This window comes from Helicobacter pylori (assembly GCF_014498195.1).
Taxonomy (GTDB): Bacteria; Campylobacterota; Campylobacteria; order Campylobacterales; family Helicobacteraceae; genus Helicobacter; species Helicobacter pylori_DO.
Map to the genome: position 1 here is coordinate 1 of NZ_JACTGH010000019.1, position 23,291 is coordinate 23,291.

General features: G+C 39.6%; 20 protein-coding genes and 2 pseudogenes. 9 read left to right on the top strand and 13 right to left on the bottom strand.

All coding sequences use genetic code 11. From position 1 onward, the window contains the following. The first annotated feature begins 122 nt into the window (after positions 1 to 122). The 3 genes from H7N67_RS07355 to H7N67_RS07365 all read left to right on the top strand — a co-directional run bounded on the left by H7N67_RS07355 (position 123) and on the right by H7N67_RS07365 (position 3,495). Positions 123 to 563, top strand: a complete 441-nt coding sequence (locus H7N67_RS07355; protein ID WP_042637112.1) for a hypothetical protein — start codon at positions 123 to 125, stop codon at positions 561 to 563. 42 nt (positions 564 to 605) lie between these two features. Continuing rightward, complete coding sequence (locus H7N67_RS07360) at positions 606 to 2,432, top strand: DUF262 domain-containing protein (RefSeq protein ID WP_187939550.1); 1,827 nt, start codon at positions 606 to 608, stop codon at positions 2,430 to 2,432. Between the two features lie 142 nt (positions 2,433 to 2,574). After that, positions 2,575 to 3,495 carry a hypothetical protein gene (locus H7N67_RS07365; RefSeq protein ID WP_187939551.1) on the top strand — a complete coding sequence of 307 codons (921 nt, stop codon included), beginning with the start codon at positions 2,575 to 2,577 and terminating at the stop codon, positions 3,493 to 3,495. A gap of 137 nt (positions 3,496 to 3,632) precedes the next feature. On the opposite strand, the gene queF is transcribed toward H7N67_RS07365, so the two are convergent. Then, entirely contained in the window at positions 3,633 to 4,079 is a 447-nt protein-coding gene (queF, locus tag H7N67_RS07370; RefSeq protein WP_000187333.1) for a preQ(1) synthase, read from the bottom strand. 58 nt (positions 4,080 to 4,137) lie between these two features. On the opposite strand from queF, the gene rsfS reads away from it, so the two are divergent. From rsfS to H7N67_RS07390, 4 genes and pseudogenes are all read left to right on the top strand, one after another. Then, the gene (gene rsfS / locus H7N67_RS07375) at positions 4,138 to 4,479 is read left to right on the top strand and encodes a ribosome silencing factor (protein ID WP_001076139.1); all 342 of its coding nucleotides are present in this window, start codon (positions 4,138 to 4,140) and stop codon (positions 4,477 to 4,479) included. Positions 4,480 to 4,486: 7 nt separating this feature from the next. Beyond that, the gene (miaA, locus tag H7N67_RS07380) at positions 4,487 to 5,383 is read left to right on the top strand and encodes a tRNA (adenosine(37)-N6)-dimethylallyltransferase MiaA (RefSeq protein WP_187939563.1); all 897 of its coding nucleotides are present in this window, start codon (positions 4,487 to 4,489) and stop codon (positions 5,381 to 5,383) included. Beyond that, positions 5,384 to 6,487 (top strand): glycosyltransferase family 8 protein, encoded by a 1,104-nt coding sequence (locus H7N67_RS07385; protein ID WP_187939552.1) that lies wholly within the window; start codon positions 5,384 to 5,386, stop codon positions 6,485 to 6,487. Between the two features lie 9 nt (positions 6,488 to 6,496). After that, a pseudogene (locus H7N67_RS07390) lies at positions 6,497 to 8,242 on the top strand (phosphoethanolamine transferase). Between the two features lie 60 nt (positions 8,243 to 8,302). Here the strand turns inward: H7N67_RS07390 and H7N67_RS07395 are convergent. The 6 genes from H7N67_RS07395 to H7N67_RS07420 are packed head-to-tail and all read right to left on the bottom strand — an operon-like array spanning position 8,303 to position 14,640. Next, a complete protein-coding gene (locus tag H7N67_RS07395) occupies positions 8,303 to 9,082 on the bottom strand; it encodes a UDP-N-acetylmuramate dehydrogenase (protein ID WP_187939553.1) in 780 nt (259 codons plus the stop codon). A 3-nt stretch (positions 9,083 to 9,085) separates the two neighbouring features. Then, positions 9,086 to 9,352, bottom strand: a complete 267-nt coding sequence (gene fliQ / locus H7N67_RS07400) for a flagellar biosynthesis protein FliQ (protein WP_000445741.1) — start codon at positions 9,350 to 9,352, stop codon at positions 9,086 to 9,088. Positions 9,353 to 9,362: 10 nt separating this feature from the next. Beyond that, on the bottom strand, positions 9,363 to 10,667 hold the full coding sequence (gene fliI / locus H7N67_RS07405; protein ID WP_187939554.1) for a flagellar protein export ATPase FliI: 1,305 nt from the start codon (positions 10,665 to 10,667) through the stop codon (positions 9,363 to 9,365). Further along, positions 10,668 to 11,582 carry a CpaF/VirB11 family protein gene (locus H7N67_RS07410; protein ID WP_187939555.1) on the bottom strand — a complete coding sequence of 305 codons (915 nt, stop codon included), beginning with the start codon at positions 11,580 to 11,582 and terminating at the stop codon, positions 10,668 to 10,670. A 16-nt stretch (positions 11,583 to 11,598) separates the two neighbouring features. Further along, the gene (gene ileS / locus H7N67_RS07415) at positions 11,599 to 14,361 is read right to left on the bottom strand and encodes an isoleucine--tRNA ligase (protein ID WP_187939556.1); all 2,763 of its coding nucleotides are present in this window, start codon (positions 14,359 to 14,361) and stop codon (positions 11,599 to 11,601) included. 24 nt (positions 14,362 to 14,385) lie between these two features. Then, the gene (locus H7N67_RS07420; RefSeq protein ID WP_001217173.1) at positions 14,386 to 14,640 is read right to left on the bottom strand and encodes an RNA-binding S4 domain-containing protein; all 255 of its coding nucleotides are present in this window, start codon (positions 14,638 to 14,640) and stop codon (positions 14,386 to 14,388) included. 101 nt (positions 14,641 to 14,741) lie between these two features. Between H7N67_RS07420 and H7N67_RS07425 the strand changes: the two genes are divergently transcribed. Further along, positions 14,742 to 15,362, top strand: a complete 621-nt coding sequence (locus H7N67_RS07425; protein ID WP_187939557.1) for a hypothetical protein — start codon at positions 14,742 to 14,744, stop codon at positions 15,360 to 15,362. Between the two features lie 127 nt (positions 15,363 to 15,489). Here the strand turns inward: H7N67_RS07425 and H7N67_RS07430 are convergent. From H7N67_RS07430 to rsmA, 6 genes and pseudogenes are all read right to left on the bottom strand, one after another. Then, a pseudogene (locus H7N67_RS07430) lies at positions 15,490 to 16,335 on the bottom strand (outer membrane beta-barrel protein). 243 nt (positions 16,336 to 16,578) lie between these two features. Further along, positions 16,579 to 16,785, bottom strand: a complete 207-nt coding sequence (locus tag H7N67_RS07435; protein WP_187939558.1) for a hypothetical protein — start codon at positions 16,783 to 16,785, stop codon at positions 16,579 to 16,581. A 187-nt stretch (positions 16,786 to 16,972) separates the two neighbouring features. Further along, a complete protein-coding gene (gene rlmN, locus H7N67_RS07440) occupies positions 16,973 to 18,046 on the bottom strand; it encodes a dual-specificity RNA methyltransferase RlmN (protein WP_187939559.1) in 1,074 nt (357 codons plus the stop codon). After that, entirely contained in the window at positions 18,043 to 19,032 is a 990-nt protein-coding gene (locus tag H7N67_RS07445) for a KpsF/GutQ family sugar-phosphate isomerase (RefSeq protein WP_187939560.1), read from the bottom strand. Before H7N67_RS07445 ends, rlmN begins: the two co-directional genes overlap by 4 nt. Next, entirely contained in the window at positions 19,016 to 21,091 is a 2,076-nt protein-coding gene (locus tag H7N67_RS07450) for a ribonuclease J (protein WP_187939561.1), read from the bottom strand. Before H7N67_RS07450 ends, H7N67_RS07445 begins: the two co-directional genes overlap by 17 nt. A 37-nt stretch (positions 21,092 to 21,128) precedes the next feature. Next, positions 21,129 to 21,944, bottom strand: coding sequence for a 16S rRNA (adenine(1518)-N(6)/adenine(1519)-N(6))-dimethyltransferase RsmA (gene rsmA, locus H7N67_RS07455; protein WP_187939562.1), 816 nt, complete (start codon positions 21,942 to 21,944; stop codon positions 21,129 to 21,131). A gap of 252 nt (positions 21,945 to 22,196) precedes the next feature. On the opposite strand from rsmA, the gene hpnL reads away from it, so the two are divergent. Further along, the gene (gene hpnL, locus H7N67_RS07460) at positions 22,197 to 22,412 is read left to right on the top strand and encodes a nickel-binding protein HpnL (RefSeq protein WP_080025346.1); all 216 of its coding nucleotides are present in this window, start codon (positions 22,197 to 22,199) and stop codon (positions 22,410 to 22,412) included. Positions 22,413 to 23,291: the final 879 nt, after the last annotated feature.

Below are 23,291 nucleotides of genomic sequence, written 5' to 3' on the forward strand. Positions count from 1 at the left end.
TCTCTTTCATTAACCCTATTATTCCCCCTTTCAAACCCGCACCGCATTTTCAAACCATTTGATTCCATAAGCCCCATTTTTAAATCAGTGGGGTTTACAGAGTTAAATTTAAAGGAGAGATGATGGCTCAGTTAGAAGATTTGAAAGCGCATGAAAAATACAATTTGTTGTTGTGCATGGTTTCAGGCGCGTATAAAGGAACCATTCCAGGAAATGAGGAATTTAAAGAGTGGTGCGATGAATGCACTTTGGGCTATTTTCGCTCACGACGGAACAAAGCGGCTCAGCACAAGCATTTTGAACTCATGCGTAAAGCGGATTATATCATTGGCATTGTGAATGAGGATTCAACGACTAGAGAGGCTGAAGTCCAACGGAGCGTTTTTGCTCTAAAGATTGACCATGACACTATTGGGATTGATGAAGAAGGAGCGTTAAAGGTTGAGGGCGTTTGCGCTCAAAAAGGGAGCCAAGAATACGAAGAATTAGTCAATAAAAACACTTGGCATTTCACGCACAGCACTAGGCTTAGGCAACCAAAACTGATTGAGCGAAAAAATTAAAGAATTATGGGTTTTTACCCATAAACTTATGAAAGGATTTTAATGGAATTGTTGGACTTAGACGGAGTGATTGAAAAAGGCATGTTTGAAATCCCCAGCTATCAAAGGGGGTATGCATGGCAGGAAAGGCAATTAAAGGATTTTTGGAACGATTTAGAGCATGTCTCTAATCTGGGAGATAAATTCCATTACATGCATAGCTTAACCTTAAGAGAGCTTGAAAATGAGTTTGAAAGCAGTGCTTTTGAAATCATAGACGGCCAGCAACGATTGGCTACAAGCCTGATTTTACTGGGCCTTTTAGCCAAGATTACCCAAAACAAAGACCCAAAATATTCTTTAATCAACCTTGAACCCATTCTGTCTTATAAGTATTATGGTTTGAATGAAGCTTTTAGGGCGATCACTGAAGAAGAAAAAGATTTAAAAGCGTTCAAAACTTCTTTTTACGCTAAAAATTTGATTGACGCTTACGCATTCTTTAAAGAAAAAATCAGCGATACGCCTATTGGAACGCTTGAAAAAATGTTTAATTCTCTTATAAAGAAAATGCTTTTTAGCGTGGTGGGATTGAACGATAACCGAATCGATCCTTTCAGCTCTTTTGAAACGATTAACAATCGTGGCAAGGATCTATCCACTTTAGAATTGTTTAAAAACCGCTTGCATTTTGTGGCGCACAAGATTTGCGATGGCAAAAAATTAGAAAAGCTTCAAAACGAAATCAATGACACTTACACTAGGATTTATTACGATTTGAGGCATTTTAAAGACGATCATTTAGAGGGTTTTTTAAAGCATTTCGTGGCGTATTATTATGGCGAGAAAGGGGATTTTAAGAAGAGGTTATTGGAAATGGAGTTTAACGCTCATAAAAGATATACCGACAACACCAACTTTGATGATGAATATGAAAAAATAGATGATTTGTTATTTTATCTTTCTTATTCTTCTAAGGTTTGGAATTTCTTGCACACGCTTGATGAAAAATCTATCGCCCTTATTTTTGATGACAATAGAAAGCTTGAGATGGAAATCACGCCTAAAATGCGCGGCTTGCTAGACAAAATGCGGCACTTAAACGCTTTGAGCGACAACGCTTTTCTGCCCTTATTGCTCTCTCTTTTAACCATACAGCTTGCTGTAAGAAGTGGCAGTGAACGGCATTACACCACCAAAGAATTAGAGGGCTTATTAGAATATTTAGAGCGTTTCGGGTTTTTAATTTATGGGGTTGCTGGCAAGAATACGGCCAAAAATGAATGGATTGAATTGGCTTTTCAAGCATTTAGAGCGTATAGATCTTGGGAAGATAGAATAACCATTGAAGATCTCCAGCCATTAGAGAAGCATTTTTTCAAGGGAGAGCATAGTGGTTTAAAACTGCTTGAGAATAATATTAATTTTAATAATGCTAAAAAATGGTATGAGTGGAAAAATGCGCTGAATTACTCGCTTTATGAATACGAGCTATACCATAACCCTGAAACGACTCTGAATTTTGATAGCAGTATAGAAAGCATTGAGCATATTTTGCCCCAAAAACCCGATCAAGGCTATAGCGCTAAAGAAAAAAGTTGGGCTAAAAATCCCCATATCGTGCATGCTTTAGGGAACTTGCTCTTAATTCCTAAAAACGCTAACAGCTCTTTAAGCAACAAGCCTTTTAATGAAAAAAGAAAGGCATACCTTAAAGGCTCTTATAGTGAAAAAGAAGTGGCTAAAAACGCTTCTTTTGGGGTCGTGCAAATCAAAGAAAGGAGCGAAAAATTATTAGACTTTTTGATCGCGCGTTATCGCATCGCTGAATTGGTGGGTGAAAGTGTGATTAAAGCTTTTAAAAACGCTCTTTTAAAAGAGATTAAATGATGCGATCACCCAAAAATAAGGGGGCGTTTAAAAACGCCCACCCCACAACAAGGAGGAACAAGCCATGCCAAAAAGATAAAGAACATTAAAACGGGTGATTATAGCGGATTTTTAAAACAAATTTTTTATCAAGGAGTATTTTATGGGTTTTCAAAACGAAAATGAGTTAAAAGTAGGCGCGTCAGTCAAAGCCACAATCAATAACAAAGTGGTGGAGGCTAAAGTCATTAATATTGGGTTTAATCGTGTAACCTTAAGGAGCCAAAAAGGCAACGAAGCCGCATACGCTTTCAATAGCGAAAAATTCTTAAAATGGTTTAAGGAAGTACCTTTGAATGAAGTTGCGAATAATCACGCCGAAACAAGCGGAGATGATTTGTTGAAAAATGTTAAAATCGTTACGAGCGGTCCGAGTGTTAAAGAAAGGACTTCAACTACTGGAGGGAAAGAAAGTAAATTCAAGTTGGACTTTGATTTCCCTGATGATAGCATTAGTCCTTTTATGGTCTTTGCTAATGCTTACGCTAACGAAAAAAGAAGCAAAAGACTTGGTTTGTTATTCTCTCCTATGAGTTATGGTGGAGTGGGGTTTCAAGCGAGTTTGATTATCATTCATTCGCTTTCTTTTATGGCGGATTTAAAGCATCATAGCGATGCGGAGTGGAATGCTATGATTGAAAATAGAAATGTTGATGAGTGTTTCTTTGATACTTTTGATGATATGCTTATGGGTGATGTTACTCTATTCTGTAAAGTGATTGAAACTTATGCGAAAAACTTAAAAAGACCCGATGGTAAGAGTGATGGTGTTACTTTGGAAGAGTGGGCGAGATTTTTACCGAGAAATAAAGAAGAGGCAAAATTTGTGGCACAACTCTTATGCGATGGCGGTATCACTAAATATGATTTAACATGTGCGGGTTTAACTCCTGGCGTTTTAGCCGATAATCTTTGGTCTTATGGTTTTAGAGATGAGGACTATGATGAGGAGGGTAATGTGATTAAGGAGAGGGATATTATCACAGGCGAGGAGTTAAATAATGCGGAGGGTAATGTAGAATAACCCCCCCCCTATTGGGGTGGCTCTCCTTTTTTAATCTCTTTTATTTTCTCTCCTTTCTTTTCTCTTTTTTCACTCTCTCTCTAAATTTGTCCGTTTAATTTAGAACGGCTTTAATCTTAAAACCCTATCTTTGTGCGTTATTTCGCATTCAAAAGGCGTTTTTCTTTAAAGTCCTGGTATTCTTTGATCGCATAATTCACAAAGGGCTTGATCGCAATCCCACCCCTAGAGGCAAAATCCCCATACACTTCCAAATACTTTGGCTCTAGCAATTTGACTAAATCTAGCAGTATCGTATTGATGCAGCTCTCATGGAAACTCCCATGGTTTCTGTAACTGAATAAATAGAGCTTTAGAGACTTGCTTTCTACCATTTTATCTTTAGGGATGTAGCGGATATAAATCACGCCAAAATCCGGCTGGGAAGTGATCGGACAAAGGCTTGTAAATTCCTTGCATTCTAAAGTGATTAGGGGGTCTAAATTGGGGTTTGGGTTAGGGAAAGCTTCTAGTAAATCGCTGTTGTATTCAAAAATATAGGGCGTTTTAGCGCCTAAGGATTTGAGGTTTGATTCAGGGGTCATTAATCTTCCTTGATTTGAGTTATAATAAGGCTATTTTAACCCATTTTTTAGGAAACTCATGAACCAACGCATAGAAATGATTACGGCTTTATTAGATGAAAAAAAGGCTTTTGATATTACGCATATTGATTTGTCTAAAACCCCCTATTTGGTAGAAGATGTCATTATCGCCACCACGCTAGCGAATAAGCATGCCCTTTCTTTATTGGACGCGCTTAAAAACACCCTTAAGCCTTTAGGCGAAGTCTTTTACCAAATAGATGAGTCTAATGAAGAGTGGATCATTTTGGATTTAGGGGATTTGATGATTCATCTTTTCACCGAAGAATGCCGTAAAAAATTTGACTTAGAAGGGTTTTTAAACACCTACAAGAGGGAGAGCGTTCATCAAAACGCCTAAGAAACTCATCGCACTTCTAGGGCCTAGCGGGAGCGGGAAAAGCGCTCTTTCCATTGAATTAGCCCAGGAATTGGACGCTGAAATCTTTTCTTTGGATTCTTTGAGTATTTATAAAGACATTAATATCGCTTCGGCTAAACCGAGCTTAAAAGAACGAAAAAATATCAAGCATTACGCCCTAGATTACCTTAACATTGATGAAAAAAATAACGCCTCTCTCTTTAAAACCCTTTTAGAGGACGCTATTAAAGTATCCCAAAAAGAAATTTTACTCATTGTGGGAGGGAGCAGTTTTTACCTAAAATCCATTTTAGAAGGCTTGAGTAGCATGCCAAAACTGAGCGATGAAGAGGTTGTAAAAATAGAGCGAGAAATTGCCGCTCTCACTAACCCTTATATATTTTTAAAATCCATTGACCCTAACATGGCTTTTAAAATCCATCCAAACGACACTTACCGCATCCATAAGGCTTTAGAAATCTTTTATGCCACCCACACGCCCCCAAGCGAGTATTTTAAGGCTAATCCTAAAAAACCCTTTGAGCATGCTATCTCATTATTCGCTCTGTCTGTTGAAAAAAGCGCGCTTCATAACAACATCAAACAGCGCACCAAAAACATGCTCCATTCAGGGCTTATAGAAGAAATCAAAGCCCTTTATGCCAAATACCCTAAAGACTCGCAACCTTTTAAAGCCATAGGCGTTAAAGAGAGCATTCTTTTTTTAGAAAAACAACTCACTTTAAAGGAGCTAGAAGAAGCGATTACCTCTAACACCATGAAATTAGCCAAGCGCCAAAACACTTTCAACAAAACCCAATTCAATAACCTTTATGCGGGGAGCGTTAAAGAAGTTAGGCATGCGATTTTAAAACACTCAAAAAGCGATACAAGGGAGCGATAAATGGACACGCAAAATTTACCCGATCAAATTATCCCTATTTTTATGAGTTTTGATAAGAATTACGCGCTAGGGGCTAGCGTGAGCCTTTATTCCTTACTCTCCCATGCGAGCAGGCACACGAGCGCGATAGACTTTAGCCCCTTAAATCAAAGCAACCAACTTTTAGGCGCTAACATCGTGTATAAAATCCATTGTTTGGTTAAAGGGGTAACTTTAGAGCAGCAAAACAAGCTTTTAAAAACCATCGAGCCTTTTAAAACATTCGCTTCATTAGAGTTTATCCATATCAATTCGCTCGATCATTCCATAGAAAGCTATCTCAATGAGTCTTGCTCCAAGCGTTATGGCGGGCTTCTTGTTTTGTGCCGGCTTTTGCTCGCTTCGCTCTTCCCTAATTATTCTAAAATCATTTCCATAGATGTGGATACGGTGTTTTTAGGCGATGTTGCAAGCGCTTATTTTGCACTAGATAACGACCCCACTAAATTGCTTGGCATGGTGAGAGACACTTTTTCCCACCTTCCTTTTGAAGCCTTTTGTGATTTTATTGAGTGCGCTTGTAAGAATTTTAAGATGGATTTTTCGCACTTTAGCCAAAACGAATTAAAACGCATCCATCAAGGCTTTAACATGGGCTTTTTGGTGGCGAATTTAGATTTGTGGCGCGAAAATGGGTTTGAAAAAACCGCTTTAGAGTTTTTGAAAACTAGGGGGAAAGACCTTTTCTACCCTGAGCAGTGTTTAATCAATATGGTGTTTTTAGAGCGTATTTTAGAATTGCCTATTTATTATAATTGCTATTCTGACTTTTTCAAAGAGCACTACCCTAAAAACATCATCATGCTCCATTTCATCCAACACAAGCCGTGGCGTTCTGTGAGTTCTTTGAATGGGCGTTTGATTTGCTATGAAGCTGAAGCGAGTTTTTGGCTTGCAAACCTTTTTTGCACCCCTTTTAAAAACGATTTTTTTAAAGAACGCCTTGAAATGGCTAAAGACCAACAAATGCAATCTTTTAAAACCCACATAAGATCGCAAACTATTAGAAATTATTTTTATTTTAGGATAAAAAATATTTTGAAAAAAGTTTTCAAACTTTCTTAAAGGACATTCATGGAAAAATTATTGAAGTTTTTAAAATTCTTTGCCAATAGCGTAACTTTAGATGAAAAATTTTTAATATTTCTTCTTTGCAACGCCCTTTCTAACGCTTACAAAAATAGCGATTTGTTTTCTTTCTCTAAAGGCTTTTTAGGCGCTTTTTTAATCGGGTTTGTGGTGTATTATGGTTGCGCGCTAATCCCTAAAAAACGCTTGAAATATTCATTAGAATGGTTGTTTATAGGAAGCGGTATTATTTTTAGCGTGGCCGAAATTTTTACGCTCTTTATGTTTAAAATGCCTTTTTCCAAAGGCTTGATTGACACGCTTTTAGCCACAAACAGCTCTGAAACGATGGCGTTTATAAAAAGCTATAAAAATTATTTGTTTTACTACGCTTTTATTTTGATCGCCTTATTGGTAACTATTAAAATGATTCGCTTTAGAGCGCTTGTGCCTGGTGTGATAGCGGGCGTTTTAGGGCTTTCTATCCTTACAATAGGGAGCGTTCGTAACATTAAACACCTTACAAAGAACGATGCGATTTTAAAAAGATCATTGTTTTCCCTTTCCTTAACTAGGGGGTTTTATTCCGCCTATTTGAGCTTGTTTGATCGCCAACAAACCATAAAATTTTATAGCTTTTTAAATAACCTTTATTTACCAAGCGATTATCTTTCTAGCACGGGCGATGTTAAAAATGTCGTCTTAGTCATCGGCGAAAGCGCGAGCAGAAATTTCATGCAACTCTATGGCTATAGCGTTCCTAATAACCCCCTATTGAGCCAACTCGCCAACGAGAGAGAGAGAGAGAGTAACAACCTGTTCGTGTTTTCTGACACGATAAGCAAAGAAGGTAGCACTTCTGATGTCTTTGAAAACCTACTCAATTACAGCAACGCCGAAACGAATAAGCCTTGGTATCATTACCGCAACATGATAGACATTTTCAAGCGATCCCATTATGAAACTTTTTGGTTAGAAAAACAATTCATCGATCAATGGTCATTGATACAAGATCTAGTTTCTAGTCGCTCTAAAAACCGCTACTATATTTTAGGAAACTATGGTGCATACGATGAAGAGCTGGTGAAATTTTATTCTAAAAATGTCCAACCAAAATTAAAAAGCAAGAATTTTATCGTGTTCCATTTGATTGGATCCCATTCTTGGTATGCTGATCGTTTCCCTAAAAGCTTTGCCAAATTCAAACCAAGCGATTTGTCTTTTTCTAATTTGCATGCAAACAGCGATAGAGACAAACAAATCGTTGCCGATTATGTCAATTCGCTTTATTATAACGACTTTGTTTTGAATGGGATTTTTAACCTCTTTAAAGATAAAGACGCTATTGTGTTTTATTTGAGCGATCATGCGCAAGATATTTTTGAAAGCGGCCCTACTTATGGGCATAGATGCTCTAAAGCAGGATTAGAAATCCCTTTTATGATTTATGTGAGCGATACTTTTTTATGATTTATGTGAACGATACTTTTTTATGATTTATGTGAGCGATACTTTTTTATGATTTATGTGAGCGATACTTTTAAAGAAAAGCACCCCGAGAAAGTCAAATTGATTAAAAACGCTTTGAACAAACCTTTCATGAGCGATGATTTAATCCACTCTCTTTTGCCTTTGGTGGGTATTCACACTAAAGATGAAATAGAGAGTAAAAACCTTTTTAGCCCCAAATTTGACACTCAAAGAAAAAGGATTGTTTGTTATGGCAACATGAATTATGATAGGACTAAATAATAATAAGGCTCTGTTCTCATCAATAGGGATAAGCTTGATTCCACATAAAGCCTTTCAACCCTACCTTAAAATCTTCACTTCTTCTTCTAAATGAATGCCGTATTCTTGTAACACTCTGGTTTTGGCGAGTTCTATCAAATCTAGGGCTTCTTCAAATTCTGCGCCCCCCAAATTCACCAAAAAATTCGCATGCTCTTTGGCAAAGCCCACTCTTTTTAGACAATAACTCCTTAAGCCCGCGCCCTCTAAAAGCCTGCCCGCATAATCATTAGGCGGGTTTTTGAAACAGCTCCCAAAATTAGGCAATTTAGGGTGGCTTTTGCGCATACTTTGACATGCTTTTAAAACTTCTTGTCTAAAACCATGCGTTTTTTTAAACCTCGCTCTTAAAACAACGCCATTGAATTTGCTGTTGCGATAGTCCAACCCCAAAGCCTCTTTTTCTAGCCATTCGCCATTAACGCAAGCGCTTTCTAAAACATTTTTGATTTCAAATTCTTTCATGCCAGCATTCATTTTAACTAACGCCCCTAAAGTGCCAGGCAATTGCCCTAAAAACTCCAAACCCCCTAAATCATTCGCCCTAAAATAATTAAAAATTTTAGACGAGTTGGCCGCTCCCCCTATTTCAACGCATTCGCCATGATCGCAAATATAATCGTAGTTTTTTCCTAAAAGGGCGAGATTTTTCGCGCTAGGAGCGATTAAAAGGTTGTTCGCTAAACCGATGATCTGGTGTTCTTGAGAAATTTCATCATCGTTTTCTAAAACGCTCACTTTTAAAGGCGTGCCGATTTTCACGCTACTGTAACGGGAAAAATCAATGATAGTTTCTAGCATTTTCTAGCCTATGATTTTAGGAATGAGCTTGATTAAGGTTTTGGTGTAGTCTAAAAGCATGTTAGTCATCCACGGCATGGTTAAAATCAGCACCCCAATCACGGCTAAAATCTTAGGCACAAAAGACAAGGTCATTTCATTGATTTGAGTGGTCGCTTGAAAAATACTGACTAATAGCCCCACCACCAAGCCCGCTAGCAATACCGGTAAAGAAATCATCAAAGTGATTTTATAAGTCTCAATGGCGAGTTTCATGAGTTGTGATTCCATAACATTCCTTTTATCTTAAGATTTCTTCTAATTGCTGAAAGCTTTGTTCAAAAGGCTGTAAGGCGTTTTCATCTTGCGCTAAAAACTGCTCCATTAAAGCCTTTTTCTTAATCGCTTCATCAAGCTCTTTATCGTTCCCCATTTGATAAGAGCCGATGCGAATGATCATTTCATTTTCTTTCAATAACGCATACAAACGGCGGAATTTTCTCGCGCAAAGGTTTTGAGACTCGCTGATGATGTCTTTAGCCACCCTTGATGCGGAGTTTAAAATATTAATAGGCGGGTAGATCCCATAATCGGTCAATTCCCTGCTTAAGACAATATGCCCGTCTAAAATACTCCTTGCTTGATCGGCTATGGGATCGCTCAAATCATCGCCCTCTACTAGCACGCTAAAAAAAGCCGTAATGCTCCCCTTATTTTCTTCCTTGCCCGCCCTCTCCATTAATTGAGGCAATAAAGAAAGTGCGGATGGGGGGTAGCCTTTGGAAGTGGGCGGTTCGCCTAAGGCTAATCCGATTTCTCTTTGAGCCATAGCGAAACGAGTCACTGAATCCATGATAAACAACACGTCTAGCCCTTGGTTTTTAAAATACTCCGCCACGCTCATCGCGCAAAAGGCCCCGTATTTGCGCATCAAAGGGCTATCATCGCTCGTAGCGACCACCAACACGCAAGAGCTTAAATCCCCTTTCAAGTTTTTCTCTATAAATTCAGGGATTTCTCTGCCCCTTTCCCCAATCAAAGCGATCACTTTAATCGGCGCTAAGCAACCCCTAGTGATCATGCCCATTAGCGTGGATTTACCCACCCCAGAGCCGGCAAAAATGCCCAATTTTTGCCCCTTACCGCAAGTCAAAAGCCCATCAATGCTCTTCACCCCCACGCTAAAAACCTCATCAATCAAGCCTCTTTTTAAAGGGGCTATAGGCGTTGTAATGACAGGCGCTAATCGCTCATAATCTAGCGCCCCCTTATTGTCAATGACTTGCCCCAAAGGGTTAAGCACCCTCCCTAAAAGATTACGGCCCACAGGGAAATTCAACCCCTCTTTTAAAAACAGCACCTTATCGCCAGCCCTAGCCCCCTCTACAAAATTAAAGGGCGTGAAACCAAACTGCTCTTTTTCTGCCACCACCACCATTCCCATGCATTCGCTGCCATCGCTTTTTTCAATCTTCACCACATCGCCCACAGACGGGTTAAAACCATCCGCATAAACGATATTAGGCATGATTTTTTTCACGCTCCCATAGCGAGGCGATAGATCAAAATGCTGATTCAAGCGGTTTTTTAAGGATTTTAGGGGCATTTAAAGCTCTTTAGTCCATAAGACTTCAGCGATTTGGCGCTCATTGTTGATTCTATTCACATGCACGATCACATCAATCGCGCTTTTAAAATACGCTCGCATCAAATCCTTATCTAAAGAATGCGTATAACGCATGCTTAAATTCAGTGAAAGGGCTTCTAAAGTGTTTTGAGCGCTATTAGCGTGAATGGTTGAAAGCATGCCCTTATGCCCGGTGTTTCCTAAACGCAAAAAGAGCGCTGCATTCCTGGTGTCAATCTCGCCCACAATGAGCCTGTCTGGGTTTAAGCGCATGGCCATATTGAGAGCGTCTTCATAATTAAAGCGCGTGTTCTCTTGCTTGCCCACTAAAAGCCCCACGCAATTACTAAACGCCTTTAAATCCAATTCTTGGCTGTCTTCAACGCTCACCACCCTTTCATCTTTATTGACGCAGTCTAAAAGAGCGTTGAGTAAGCTTGTTTTACCGCTTGAAGTTTCCCCGCTAATGAGAATGTTATGCCCTTTTAGGGCTAAATCTTTCAAACTTTCTGGGTTACTTACTTTGAAAGTGAAATCCTCTAAACTTAAGGGCTTAAGCCTAGGCACACGGATATTGAGCGTGATTTGATTGTTGGTAGTGATGCTGAAGTGATTCGCGCTCACCCTATAGTGCGTGAAAGGGATAGAGCAATTTAAAGTGGGGTGCTCTTCATCAAAAAACAACCCTCTAAAACTGGCCAATTGCTCGCAAAACCTCAATAAAAACGCCTTATCAAAAAGTGCATGCCCTCTTTTTTCTCGGGTGTTATTGATTTTATAAAGCCAAAGCTCCTGCTCGGTATTGATGATAAGCTCGGTGATCCCGCTTTCTAAAAAAGGGGTAAAATGGCCAATTAGGGCTTGTAAAACTCTATGGGTTTGTAAAGTTTCCAAAAGCCCTATCCTTTTATCATCGCTCTTTTAAAACCTCTTCGCAACGCTTGCAAGGGGTGTTTTCTAGCTCGCTTTTAAAACGCCAACACCTGGGGCATTTATAAAAGGGGGCTTTAAAGAGCGTGAATGCTGGCGTTTCGCTTATTTTTTCTTTTGCAACCCCTACAAAGCTCACCATCAGCAATTCTTCTACTAAATTTTCACGCAACGCTTTTTCTTTTACTTCAATAGCGCATTCCAACGAATTTTTGATCACGCCTTCTTTTTTCAATCGGTCTAACTCTTCATTAAAGGCAGAACGCAAGGCCAAAACGGCTTCAAAATTTTCTGGTTTTTTAAACTCTTTAAGGTGGAGTTTTTCTAAAATATTAATGCCTTTTAGATCAAACACGTCTTTGGCTTGTAAAAACGCGCACAGCACCTCGCTATGCTCTAAGACTTCTTCGATCGTGTGCGTTAAAATCGGGGCTAAAAAGTAGCACAATTGACTGGCTACAGCGAGTAAGACCATTTGAATGGCTTGGCGTTTTTCATTATTTTTGCTATCGCAATACAAGCTATCCTTACAAGCGTCTAAATAAATCCCGCTCAATTCATTGGTAACAAACGCCATTAAAATATTCAAGCCTTTCACAAAATCATGCTCTTCAAACGCGCTATTGACTCCAACGCTTATGGTTTCTAAAGCCTCTAATATAAAATGATCTAAAGGGCTAAAGTCATGGGAGCGTTCTAAATTCTTGAGATCCATATCGCTAAAATTGGCGAGTAAGAATTTCAGGGTGTTGCGGAATTTTTTATAATGCTGTTCTGTTTGAATGAAAAAGGTTTGAGAGACCCTCAAATCGTTTTGATAGTCATTAAACGCTACCCACAAACGCACCACATCGCTCCCATGCTTTTTGAGCAAGTTGTCCAAAGACACCACATTGCCCTTAGATTTGCTCATTTTTTCGCCCTTTTCATCTACGATAAAGCCATGCGTAATGACCTTTTTAAAAGGGGCTTGGTTGTTTAAAACACAACCGATTAAAAGCGAGCTTTGAAACCACCCCCTATGCTGATCGCTCCCTTCTAAAACCACATCGCTAGGGCTTTGCCCCTTTGCTCCATAGTAGTCTTCTAAAACCGCCTTAAAGGTGCTACCGCTATCAAACCACACGTCTAAAATATGCATGACTTTTTCATAATGCGTGGCGTCCTCTTGATGGCTAGGGGGCAATAAATCTTTCACGCTATACTCCCACCACACATCACAGCCTTTTTTTTCAAAAAGATTCGCCACATGCTCTAAAACTTCGCTTTCAAAACAAGGCTTATTCGTGCGTTTGTCTATGAAAAAGGCCAGTGGCACGCCCCATTTTCTTTGCCGACTCAAGCACCAATCAGGGCGGTTTTCTATCATGGTTTTTAGGCGGTTTTTCCCGCTGCTTGGCACAAATTCCACCTTTTCAATCGCATTCAAAGCCACTTCTCTTAAGGTTTTTTGAGAGCCATCATTTTGGATGAAAGGCTCATCCATTAAAATAAACCATTGCGTGGTCGCTCTGTAAATCACAGGCTTGTGCGTCCTCCAGCAATGCGGGTAGGAATGCTCAATCTCTTGCTCTAGCAATAAAGAATCGCCCAATTGCTCTATAATGCGTTTTTGAGCCTTAAAAACATGCTCGCCCAGATAGCTTTCATCTAATAGTTGGTTATGGATAATGCCCTCATCATAGCAACCCTTTTCATCTACAGACATTAACACTTCTAAATTATATTTTAAACCTAAATAATAGTCCTCTTCACCATGCCCGGGAGCGGTATGCACGGCTCCTGTGCCATCTTCTAAACCGACATGCTCTCCTAGAGTGATTAGGGAATCTCTTTGGTTTAAAGGATTGGTGGCCTTCAAATATTCTAAATCATTGGAATTGAATTCATGCGTGATCGCATTGTCCACCACCCCTAAAGCGGCTAATTTTTCATGCAAGGCTTTAGCGACTAAATAGCCTTTTTGAGTGAGCGCATAAAGGGCGTCTTTTTTCAAAGCGATCGCTTCATTCGCATACAAAGTCCAAGGCGTGGTCGTCCAAATCACCAAGCTCGCTTTTTTGACTTTTAACTTTTCTAAACCCTCCTTTTTCAAATCAAACGCCACGAAAATGGAGGGCGATTTTTTCATTTTGTATTCCACTTCAGCTTCCGCTAAAGCGCTCTCGCATGCATAACTCCAATAAATAGGCTTATGGCGTTCTTTCAAAAGCCCTTTTTTAGCCACTTCCACTAAAGCCCTATAAATGCTCGCTTCAAATTTAAAATCCATGGTTTTATAAGGATCTTCAAAATCCCCCAAAACGCCTAATTGCAAAAATTCATTCTTTTGGATTTCTAAAAACTTCTTCGCATGATCTCGGCACTTTTCTCTAAACAGCGTGGGGTTTTCTAGGCTCGTTTTTTCTTTTTCCAATCGCTCTAAAATTTGCTGCTCAATGGGCAAGCCATGGCAATCCCAACCGGGCGTGTAATAAATTTTATTCCCTTTAAAATATTCTCTTTTAATAACAATGTCTTTTAAAATCTTATTTAAGGCATGCCCTAAATGCAAATGCCCGTTCGCATAAGGCGGCCCGTCATGCAAAGTGAAATCCCCATGGTTATCTTTCCTAGCTTGCATGCGTTTGAACGCTTGTTGCTTTTGCCATTTGGCGTAAGTTTTAGGCTCATTAACGCTCAAATTCCCTTTCATAGAAAAGGTGGTTGTGTTTAAGTTTAGAGTGTCTTTGTATTCTTCCACTGATTGATCCTTAGTCTTTTATCTTTATTCTTTTGTTTTAGGAGCGATATAAAGGTGCGTGTCTTTTCGCGGCACATTTTTTAAAGTGGGGATTTGTAAAATCGTGTATTCTTCTATCCCTTTTAAATAATGCAAACTAATCACATCGCCTATTTTCACTTCTTTACTGGGTTTAGCGCAACTCCCATTGAGCCACACCGCCCCCACATTGCACATATCTGTCGCTAAAACGCGCCGCTTCACTAAACCCACTGATTGTAAAAATTTGTCTATTCGCATGCGTTTATTTTACCCTATTCTTTAAGTTTTTATCCATAACTTATTAGGGTTTTAGTTTTAGCATGTTAGCATTCAGCCACCACTCTTTTTAAGGAATTTGCTTGAAGTTTCAAATTGTGAGTTTGTTATTGGCTTTTTTATTAGCCTCTTGCTTGCCCCCTAAAGGCCATCATCCTGGTTTGGTGAATATGTATATCGCTCATCAAGGCCAAAGCGTGCGCACTTATTGGCGCAAAGTGGATAGAGGAGTTGTCGCCAAACACAATGAAGTGCTTAAAGAAAACCCCAAAGCAAAGCTCAAAGACCCTAGGGGGCCTTTGTTCATGTTGGGGAGTGAGCGCTTCATGCTTTTATGGAAAAACCGCTACGCTTTAGCCAAAGTCCAATCGTTCAAGCTAGAGCCTGGGTTTTATTACTTGGATTCTTTTAGCGTGGAAACTCAAAAAGGCATCTTGCAAAGCACCCCCGGCTATTCATACACCAAAAATGGCTATGATTTTAAAAACAACCGCCCTTTTTTCCTAGCCTTTGAAGTCAGACCTGACAGCAGGATCGTTCTTCCTAGCGTGGAATTGAGCCTGATTAAAACCCCTAGAGGCTTTTTAGGGGTGTTTTTATTTGACAACAACGAAAAGGGGGCTAATACCCAATGGATTGAAGGGAGCTTGAATTTAAAGCTTAAAAACGCTTCTTTTAAAGACGCATGGGGGTTGGAACCATAAAGCATGAAGTGATCGCTCGCTTTTCGTAAGCTCTTTATGATTAGATTGTAAAAAAATATCTTGAGTATTTTTTAGATTTTATTACCCCTATTCAATTGGAACAAAGCCATTAATTTTTCAAAAACTTTTAAAACCGATAAACATAATCCGCGCTCCAAATAACATAGCTTTCAAAAATGCCCCTAGGGATTTTTGCTTGTAAAACCCTCACACTTTCGCAACTCTTTAGCTTTTTTAAAGAACAACTAGGAGCGTCGCCATGGATGCTCGCGCTCAATTCTAGCGTGTGGCGCTTATCGCCCATCCTTAGCCCTAGTGAGCCATAGCCCTGAAATTGCGCTAATTGCGCTAATATATTAACCAAAATCTTTAAGAACCTTGGCTGTTACGCTCTCACCCCCTAGCCCAGCCTCTATAAAATAACCGATGAAAAACTTCTCATTTTCATACACATTGTGTAAAAAATCCATAAAAAAGCTGTAAGTTGACATTGTTATCATACCACCATTAAAAAAAGAAACAGGACTTATTGTGTCTATGGGTATCACTCCAAATAAGTATTGTTGGTATTTATCTTTTTCCATGTAATTGCCCGCTTTATAGGAATATTGGAACCCTCCCCTAACGCCAAAACCCATTTTTTTAATCTTAACAGGAGCGGCATACTGATACCCCACCTTAAAATTAAAGCCGTTTAAGATTGTGCTGGGATCTTTTCTTTCTAAGAGTCTTCCACCAAAATTGAAGTGAGAGTGAGGCAGCAAAACAAAACTATCTTTATAGGCTAAATTCCATGAAAATATCCCGCTATAGCCAAGACCGGCAAAAAAGCGCTTTTATCCACTCTTTGATGTTTAGCCTTAGCTTTTTCTTTCGCTAAAGCTTCTTGAACCTTCTTTCCAACGAGTTCATTAAGCCCGCTCTCATCTATAGCGTGGCTAAGATTAAACCCTAGCACAGAATAAAAAGCCAAAAATAAAAATTTCTTATTGGGTTTTAAAAAATGGGGGGGTAACTTGCATACCCTTTCCTTGATTGAAAAATTGTTTTAATATTTTGAATATTGTAAAATGTTGAAACTTAAATTAAAAATCTTAACAATATTATTGGATAAAAAATTACTTTTTATAGGCATTAATGAGTATTTTTAACATTAATGAATGTTTGTAAAAATAAAAACCAAGCGTGTTGGTTGGATTGGATTTAATGGGTTTGATCAGAATGGGTTAGAATGGAATGATTGTATCTTAAAATCAAAGCTAGAGACAACCCTAGTCAAGTTGCCCCTAGCCACACCGATATTACTCGTGATGCCCGTGGCAACAACCTTCTTCTTGATGATGACTATCGCTAGTGCTGCAACAACCTTCTTCATGATGAGAGCTGTGGTGGTGATGGTGGTGTTCACCGTGTTGTTCTTCATGGTGTGCCATGATGACTCCTTTGATTAAAAATTTAAATTCTAGCTCACTGGCTAGGATTTTATTCTACAATATAAAATCTAATTAATTGTTAATGAAAGAAAATTTGACGCTAATTTTTAATCCATAAATTTTAAAAAATCAACACCCCCCATTAGAAAAAAGACAAAACCTCACAAAAAAGAGTTTTCAAATTTGCTGAGAGAGTTTTTTCTCTCTCAATTGCCCGCAAGCCGCTTCAATATCCAAAGCTTTAGACTCTCTAATGGTGCATAATAAGCCTTTGGCGTTTAAAAAATCCGCAAACATTCTAGCGCTCTCTAAGCTAGGGCGTTCAAATTTAGAGCCTTCATGCGGGTTGAATAAAATCAAGTTCACTTTGGATTTAATGCCGTTTAAAAGTTTTAAAAGTTTTTTAGCGCAATCCAAGCTGTCGTTTAGATCTTTAATTAAAAGGTATTCAAACATCACTCTTTTTCGCTGCTCTAAAGGCCATTTCCTCACTTCATTCAAAACGCATTCAATGTTGTATTTTTTATTCAAGGGCATTAAAGACGAGCGCGTTTTGTCATCTACGGCGTGTAAGGATATGGCTAATTGCACGCCTAAATTTTTGCCCGCTAAAATGGGGATTTTATCGGCTACGCCGCTCGTGGAAATGGTGATCCTTTTGGGTGAAATTTGCATGCCGGTATTAAAAATTTCAATCGCCTTACACACCTCATCTAAATTGTTCAAAGGCTCGCCCATTCCCATAAAAACAATGTTGAGCGCTTTTTCAATGGGGAGGTTATTGTCTTCTTTAATGAGCAGGGCTTGCTGGATAATCTCGCTCGCTTTGAGATCTCTTACAAAACCGCCTTTTTGAGTGAAACAAAACGAGCAACCCACTTGACAGCCGATTTGACAAGACACGCACACGGTGTACTTTTCCCCTTCTAAAACGGCGTTAGTTTCTTCATCAATCTTTTTGTCTTTCATTTTCAACAACACCGCTTCAAAAGTGTGGTTGTCCCTTAAAGATTTAAAAAGGTATTTTTTAGAGCCATCAACACTCTCCCTCACATGCGCGATTTCTATCGTGCGCAAAGTAAATTCTTGCTCCAAATAAGCGATAAAGTCTTTTGAAAAATTATTTTGCATGTCTTTAAAGCTTGTTTTATACTTCGCATAGAGCCACAAATAAAGCTGTTTAGCCCTAAAACTCGGTTTTAAAAGCTGGCTCAATTCCTTTAGAGTGAAATCATAAATGCTCGCTTTCATGCTTTAAGCCCTAATTCCAAAAGTTGGTGCAAGTGCAAGACCCCTAAAACCTTATTGCAATCATCCACGCACACTAAAAGCTGGATCTTATGGCGCTCTAAAAATTCTAACGCTTCTAAAAGAAGAGTGTCTAAATTCTTAAAGCTTTTAGGTTTTAAAGTGGCAAAATGCCTCACTTCGCTCTCCAAGCTAAGCCCTTTTAATAGCGCCCTACGGACATCGCCATCGCTTAATACCCCCACAAGCTCGTTAGCCTCATTGACTAAAATCGCGCTGCCTAGGCGTTTTTCGCTCATTTCTATGAGCGCGTCTTTAAAACTTGTGTTAGGAAGAATTAGGGGGAGATTCGTGGTTTGCAACAAGTCTTTAACCTTGACAAAAAGCTTTTTGCCTAAAAGCCCGCCCGGATGAAAGGAGGCAAAATCTTCCTGGCTAAAATTTTTCGCTCGCATCAAGCATGCCATTAAAACATCGCCTAACGCTAGAGTTAGGGTAGTAGAAGTCGTTGGAGCGGTGTTAATGGGGCAAGCTTCTTTTTTAATTTTCAAGCTCAAATAATAATCGCCGAGTTTAGAGAGCGAGCTGGTGGGGCTTTTAGTGAAAGTGATGATTTTATGGCTCAAGCGTTTTAAATGGCTCACCAGATTCAATAATTCTAAAGACTCGCCCCCATAGCTAATCATTAAAACCACATCGTTTTTTTCCACCATGCCCAAATCCCCATGCATGGCTTCTGTGGGGTGTAAAAACGCGCTTTTGTTACCGGTGCTTAGCATAGAAGCAACGATTTTTTGCGCCACTAAAGCGCTCTTACCCACGCCCACTATCACAAGCTTACCCCCTTTTTCTTGGCTTTTTAAAATGAGCTTGACAATCGCTTCTAAATCGTTAGGTTTTTGGAATTGCTTAACGCTTTCTAAAAGCGCGCTCGCTTCATCTTTTAAGACTTGCGCGGCGATAGCGTTGTAATCAGGTAGCATGGACATGACAAATAATAGCCGGGTATTTTCTAAACTTTTTAAAGAGCGCTTTTCTGATGAAATTACGAGTGTGATCTTCTAATTTTTTAGGGTTATTCAAAATTTCAGCGTTGCTGGATTTCAATAACACCTCTAAGCCCCCTTGAATTTCTTTAATCAAATGCTTTTCATCTTTAAAGCCCACAAGCCCTAAACTGGAAAATTGAGAGCTTTCTAAAAGCGCTTGCTTGTTTTTATTCACAAAAATCGTAGCCGCAAACACCCCGGCGCTAGCGACTTCTTCTCTTTGCTGCACGATGCTAGTGTCAATACTCAAATTGCTTTGGTTATCCACATAGCTTTTACCGCTTTTAATCGTGCCGACTTTTTTAATGAACGCAGGGCCAACTTCCACCTGATCGCCATCTTCCATTAAATAGATATTTTTTTCAGGCACCCCACAAGCAATAGCGGTTTGCTTGTGGCGCGCAACATGGTTATACTCCCCATGCACGGGTAAGAAAAACTTAGGCTTAATGAGTCTTAACATGAGCTTTTGCTCTTCTTGGGCGGCATGCCCGCTCACATGGATATTGTCAAATTCTTGATAAGCCACTTTAGCTTCTTTTTTGATCAAAAAATTCAATACCGCTGAAACGCTCGCTTCATTGCCAGGAATGGCTTTAGCGGAGATGATGACTAAATCGTTGGGTTTGATAGAAATGTGGCGGTGCTCATCAGTCGCCATGCGATAAAGCGCGCTCATGGTTTCGCCTTGTGAGCCGGTCGTTACGATTAAGACTTCATTGTCCGGGTATTTAGCGACTTCATTGGCCTCAATAAAAGATTGATAAGGCAAATGGATATAGCCTAATTCTCTGGCGATGTCTAGGTTTTTTTCCATAGAGCGCCCGATCACAGCGATCTTGCGGTTGTATTTAATGCCGTATTGTATGGCTTGATAGACCCGGTGGATATTGCTAGAGAAGGTGCTCATAATCACCCTCCCTTGCGCTTCTTTAAAAAGCGTGTCAAAAGCCGGCGCTATGGTGCTTTCACTCGGTGTAGTTCCGGATTTATGGGAGTTGGTGGAATCGCTTAAAAGAAGCATCACGCCCTTTTCGCCATAGTGCGCTAAACGATACAAATCCGTGGGCAGATTATCCACCGGGGTGTGATCGATTTTAAAATCGCCGGTGTGGATGATGGTTCCGGCTTTAGTTTGGATCGCTAAAGCGCTGCTGTCAATGATAGAATGCGTGATGTGGATCCATTCAATGATAAATTCGCCCACGCTAATGGGGCAGCGCTTTTCTACGATTTTAAAATACGAGCGGTATTTTTTCAAACCATGTTCATCAAACTTGCTCCCGATCAACCCCAAACTCAAAGGCGTGCCATAAAGGGGGAATTGCAACTCTTTAAACAAATAAGGCGTGGCCCCTATGTGATCTTCATGGGCATGGGTGATGATAATACCGGCGATTTTGTCCTTGATCTGGTGCAAATAGGAAAAATCCGGGATTAAAATATCCACGCCAAAAAGCCCTTCTTTAGGGAAGCTCATGCCCGCATCAATCACGATCGCGCTTTTTGGGGTTTCAATGACCATCATGTTCCCCCCAATCTCGCCCAATCCCCCTAAAGGCGTGATTTTAACGCTCGCTTTAGAGTTTAAATTCATCTTATAATGCGGGTTTAAATGCTCCACTTGGATCTTGTTATTCGCTTCAACGCCCTTTTTTAACTCCTTATGAAAGCCTAAAGTCCCTCTCTCATTCACATGCAAAATTTCCGTAACGCCCTCTACTTTGTTGTTATCCAACTCTTCTTTGGCGTAATTTCGTGTTTTTTGGGGGGCGTGTTTAGCTTTGTGGTGGTGGTTTGGTTTTTTGTTGGGGCGATGCTCTTTTTTATGGTGCGAAGACGCTTCATGGTTTGAAGACTCTGCGTTTTTTTGCGCGTTTTCTCTAAAACGCTTTTTGCGGTTGGTGAATCGCTCAAACGCTCCGGCTCGCGCCTCATCAGCTTGTGAATTTTCACTGCTGTTTTCATGGTTTTCATTGTTTTGGTTGTTATCAGTCATAACGATTATTCCTTCATTTCAATTTTTTAAAAAGGCATTAGCCTTTTAAAAGGTAATTTAAGAGCTTGAGATAATCTTTTACCTCAGACGCCCTCACGCTTGTTGGTTGGCTTTCTAACGCTAGAAAATCTAACACCTTATCAAGCTTTTCTTTATAAGAAACGCTTTTTTTAAGATTGTTTGAAAGCGTCTTCCTAGGAGATGAGAAACAAGCTTTCAAAAAATCTTCTAATGTTTCAAACCCTTTTTGTAGGGCTTCTTCAAAAAATGGCACTTGGGCTAGTGAAGCTAACGCCTTTTCTTTCAGCGGCTCTTTAATCACTTCAAACACGCTAGAAAACACCTTTGGAGGCGGGCTAAACGCGCTAGGCGGCACATCAAACAAAAGGGTAGCGTTCCCTATGGCGTGTGCTAAAACGCTTAAGGCGTTCTGTGAATCTTTAGCACAAAACTTGAGCGCCACTTCCTTTTGCGTCATCACCAATAAGCCCCTGCATTTAGGGTCTTTGAGCGCGTTTAAAACAAGCCTAGTAGCGATATAATAAGGCAAATTAGAGATCAAAAAATAAGGCTCTTCTTCTTTCAAAAAAAGAGCGTCTTTTTCCACTAATTCTAACCCAAAAGGCTTTTTTTGCACCTTTAGTTTTGATCGCATTTTCTCGCACAAGTTGCCATCTATCTCATAAGTCTTTAAAGGATAGCGATCCAACAACTTAAGAGTCAAATCCCCTAGCCCCACGCCGATTTCAATCAATTTTAACGGGTTTAAGGGGGGCAAAGCATTAACGATCCTGTCTAAAAACGACTCGTCCGTTAAAAAATGCTGTCCTAAAGACTTTTTAGCTACTACCATAAGAAGCGCTTCTAAAATTCCTCATATTATACCTTAAAAAGGGGATTTGTCTTTCCTTTTTAATGCAACTTCTTTATTATAGCTTTTTTCATTCAAAGATGTTGGTAGTTTTGACAATAGGAGCACTTGAATTGGCGCTCGTGTTAAAAATTAGTATTAAAATCTTTTTCGTTAATAATTGGTTAGATTTTGCATTATAGAATGAAATCCTAGCCAGTGAGCTAGAATTAAATTTCAATTAAAGGAGTCATCATGGCACACCATGAACAACAACAGCAACAGGCTAACAGCCAACACCACCACCATCACCACGCACACCACCACCATTACTACGGCGGCGAACACCATCACCATAACGCGCAACAACACGCCGAACAACAAGCAGAGCAACAAGCTCAACAACAGCAACAGCAACAAGCACACCAACAACAACAACAAAAAGCACAACAACAAAACCAACAATATTGATTGTGGCGTTTGTGGGGGTGGCCTTAGGGCTACTCCTAGCTTTTAGCTCCTTCTTTTAATCCAGTAAATTTATCCATTTAAACTAACTTTTTTAACTCCGTTGGATTTTTAAACTTTTAAAATCCCTCTTTTGATGATTGACAAATGGCTCTGTTTTCTATCCAATAAAGATTAGGTTTATTAATGAGTGGTCATAATGGGGCGTAAAACTTCATGGTTTGGCATGTGTATTGGATGCGATCTAGGGGTGTTTTAAGGGGGTTTGTTGTAGGATTTCATCACGCCCCATAGTTGCGATATGGGGCAAATCCTATGTCAAAAGGAGCATGCCATGAAACGCAAAAGTGGCAAACGCTCTTGGAAAACATTATACTTTGAGTTTGCTTTTTTGGGGCTTAAAGTGATCGTTTCTGTGAAACGCTGATTTTTCTAAGAGCGTTCCCCTAAGTTTAAAAGCTTAGGGGTTTCCTTTATAAGCGGGTTTGTCCTTGACTTTTGGGGCGTTAATTTTTTTATCTTTTCATTCAATTTTTTAATCTTGTTTTAGCGTTTGTAAAATTAAAAGTTTTAAGGGGGTTTGTTGTAGGATTTCATCACGCCCCATAAGTGGCTTTATGGGGCAGACCAATATTGTAAGGAGCATGCCATGCGATCAAAAAATGGCAAACGCTCTTGGAAAACATTATACTTTGAGTTTGCTTTTTTGGGGCTTAAAGTGATCGTTTCTGTGAAACGCTGATTTTTCTAAGAGCGTTCCCCTGAGTTTAAAAGCTTAGGGGTTTCCTTTTCAAGCGGGTTTGTCCTTGACTTTTGGGGCACTGGTCATTTTGTTATAAAATTTATTTTTTTAAGGGGATAGGGGGGCATTTTGAAATAACT

Coding starts and splice junctions, on each gene's coding strand:
- H7N67_RS07445 (WP_187939560.1), bottom strand. CDS start 19,032: ATGTCCATGCTACCTGATTACAACGCTATCGCCGCGCAAGTCTTAAAA.
- H7N67_RS07385 (WP_187939552.1), top strand. CDS start 5,384: ATGGACACGCAAAATTTACCCGATCAAATTATCCCTATTTTTATGAGT.
- fliQ (WP_000445741.1), bottom strand. CDS start 9,352: ATGGAATCACAACTCATGAAACTCGCCATTGAGACTTATAAAATCACT.
- fliI (WP_187939554.1), bottom strand. CDS start 10,667: ATGCCCCTAAAATCCTTAAAAAACCGCTTGAATCAGCATTTTGATCTA.
- H7N67_RS07360 (WP_187939550.1), top strand. CDS start 606: ATGGAATTGTTGGACTTAGACGGAGTGATTGAAAAAGGCATGTTTGAA.
- H7N67_RS07450 (WP_187939561.1), bottom strand. CDS start 21,091: ATGACTGATAACAACCAAAACAATGAAAACCATGAAAACAGCAGTGAA.
- H7N67_RS07435 (WP_187939558.1), bottom strand. CDS start 16,785: ATGAAGAACAACACGGTGAACACCACCATCACCACCACAGCTCTCATC.
- H7N67_RS07355 (WP_042637112.1), top strand. CDS start 123: ATGGCTCAGTTAGAAGATTTGAAAGCGCATGAAAAATACAATTTGTTG.
- H7N67_RS07395 (WP_187939553.1), bottom strand. CDS start 9,082: ATGCTAGAAACTATCATTGATTTTTCCCGTTACAGTAGCGTGAAAATC.
- rsfS (WP_001076139.1), top strand. CDS start 4,138: ATGAACCAACGCATAGAAATGATTACGGCTTTATTAGATGAAAAAAAG.
- rsmA (WP_187939562.1), bottom strand. CDS start 21,944: ATGGTAGTAGCTAAAAAGTCTTTAGGACAGCATTTTTTAACGGACGAG.
- H7N67_RS07420 (WP_001217173.1), bottom strand. CDS start 14,640: ATGCGAATAGACAAATTTTTACAATCAGTGGGTTTAGTGAAGCGGCGC.
- hpnL (WP_080025346.1), top strand. CDS start 22,197: ATGGCACACCATGAACAACAACAGCAACAGGCTAACAGCCAACACCAC.
- H7N67_RS07365 (WP_187939551.1), top strand. CDS start 2,575: ATGGGTTTTCAAAACGAAAATGAGTTAAAAGTAGGCGCGTCAGTCAAA.
- rlmN (WP_187939559.1), bottom strand. CDS start 18,046: ATGAAAGCGAGCATTTATGATTTCACTCTAAAGGAATTGAGCCAGCTT.
- queF (WP_000187333.1), bottom strand. CDS start 4,079: ATGACCCCTGAATCAAACCTCAAATCCTTAGGCGCTAAAACGCCCTAT.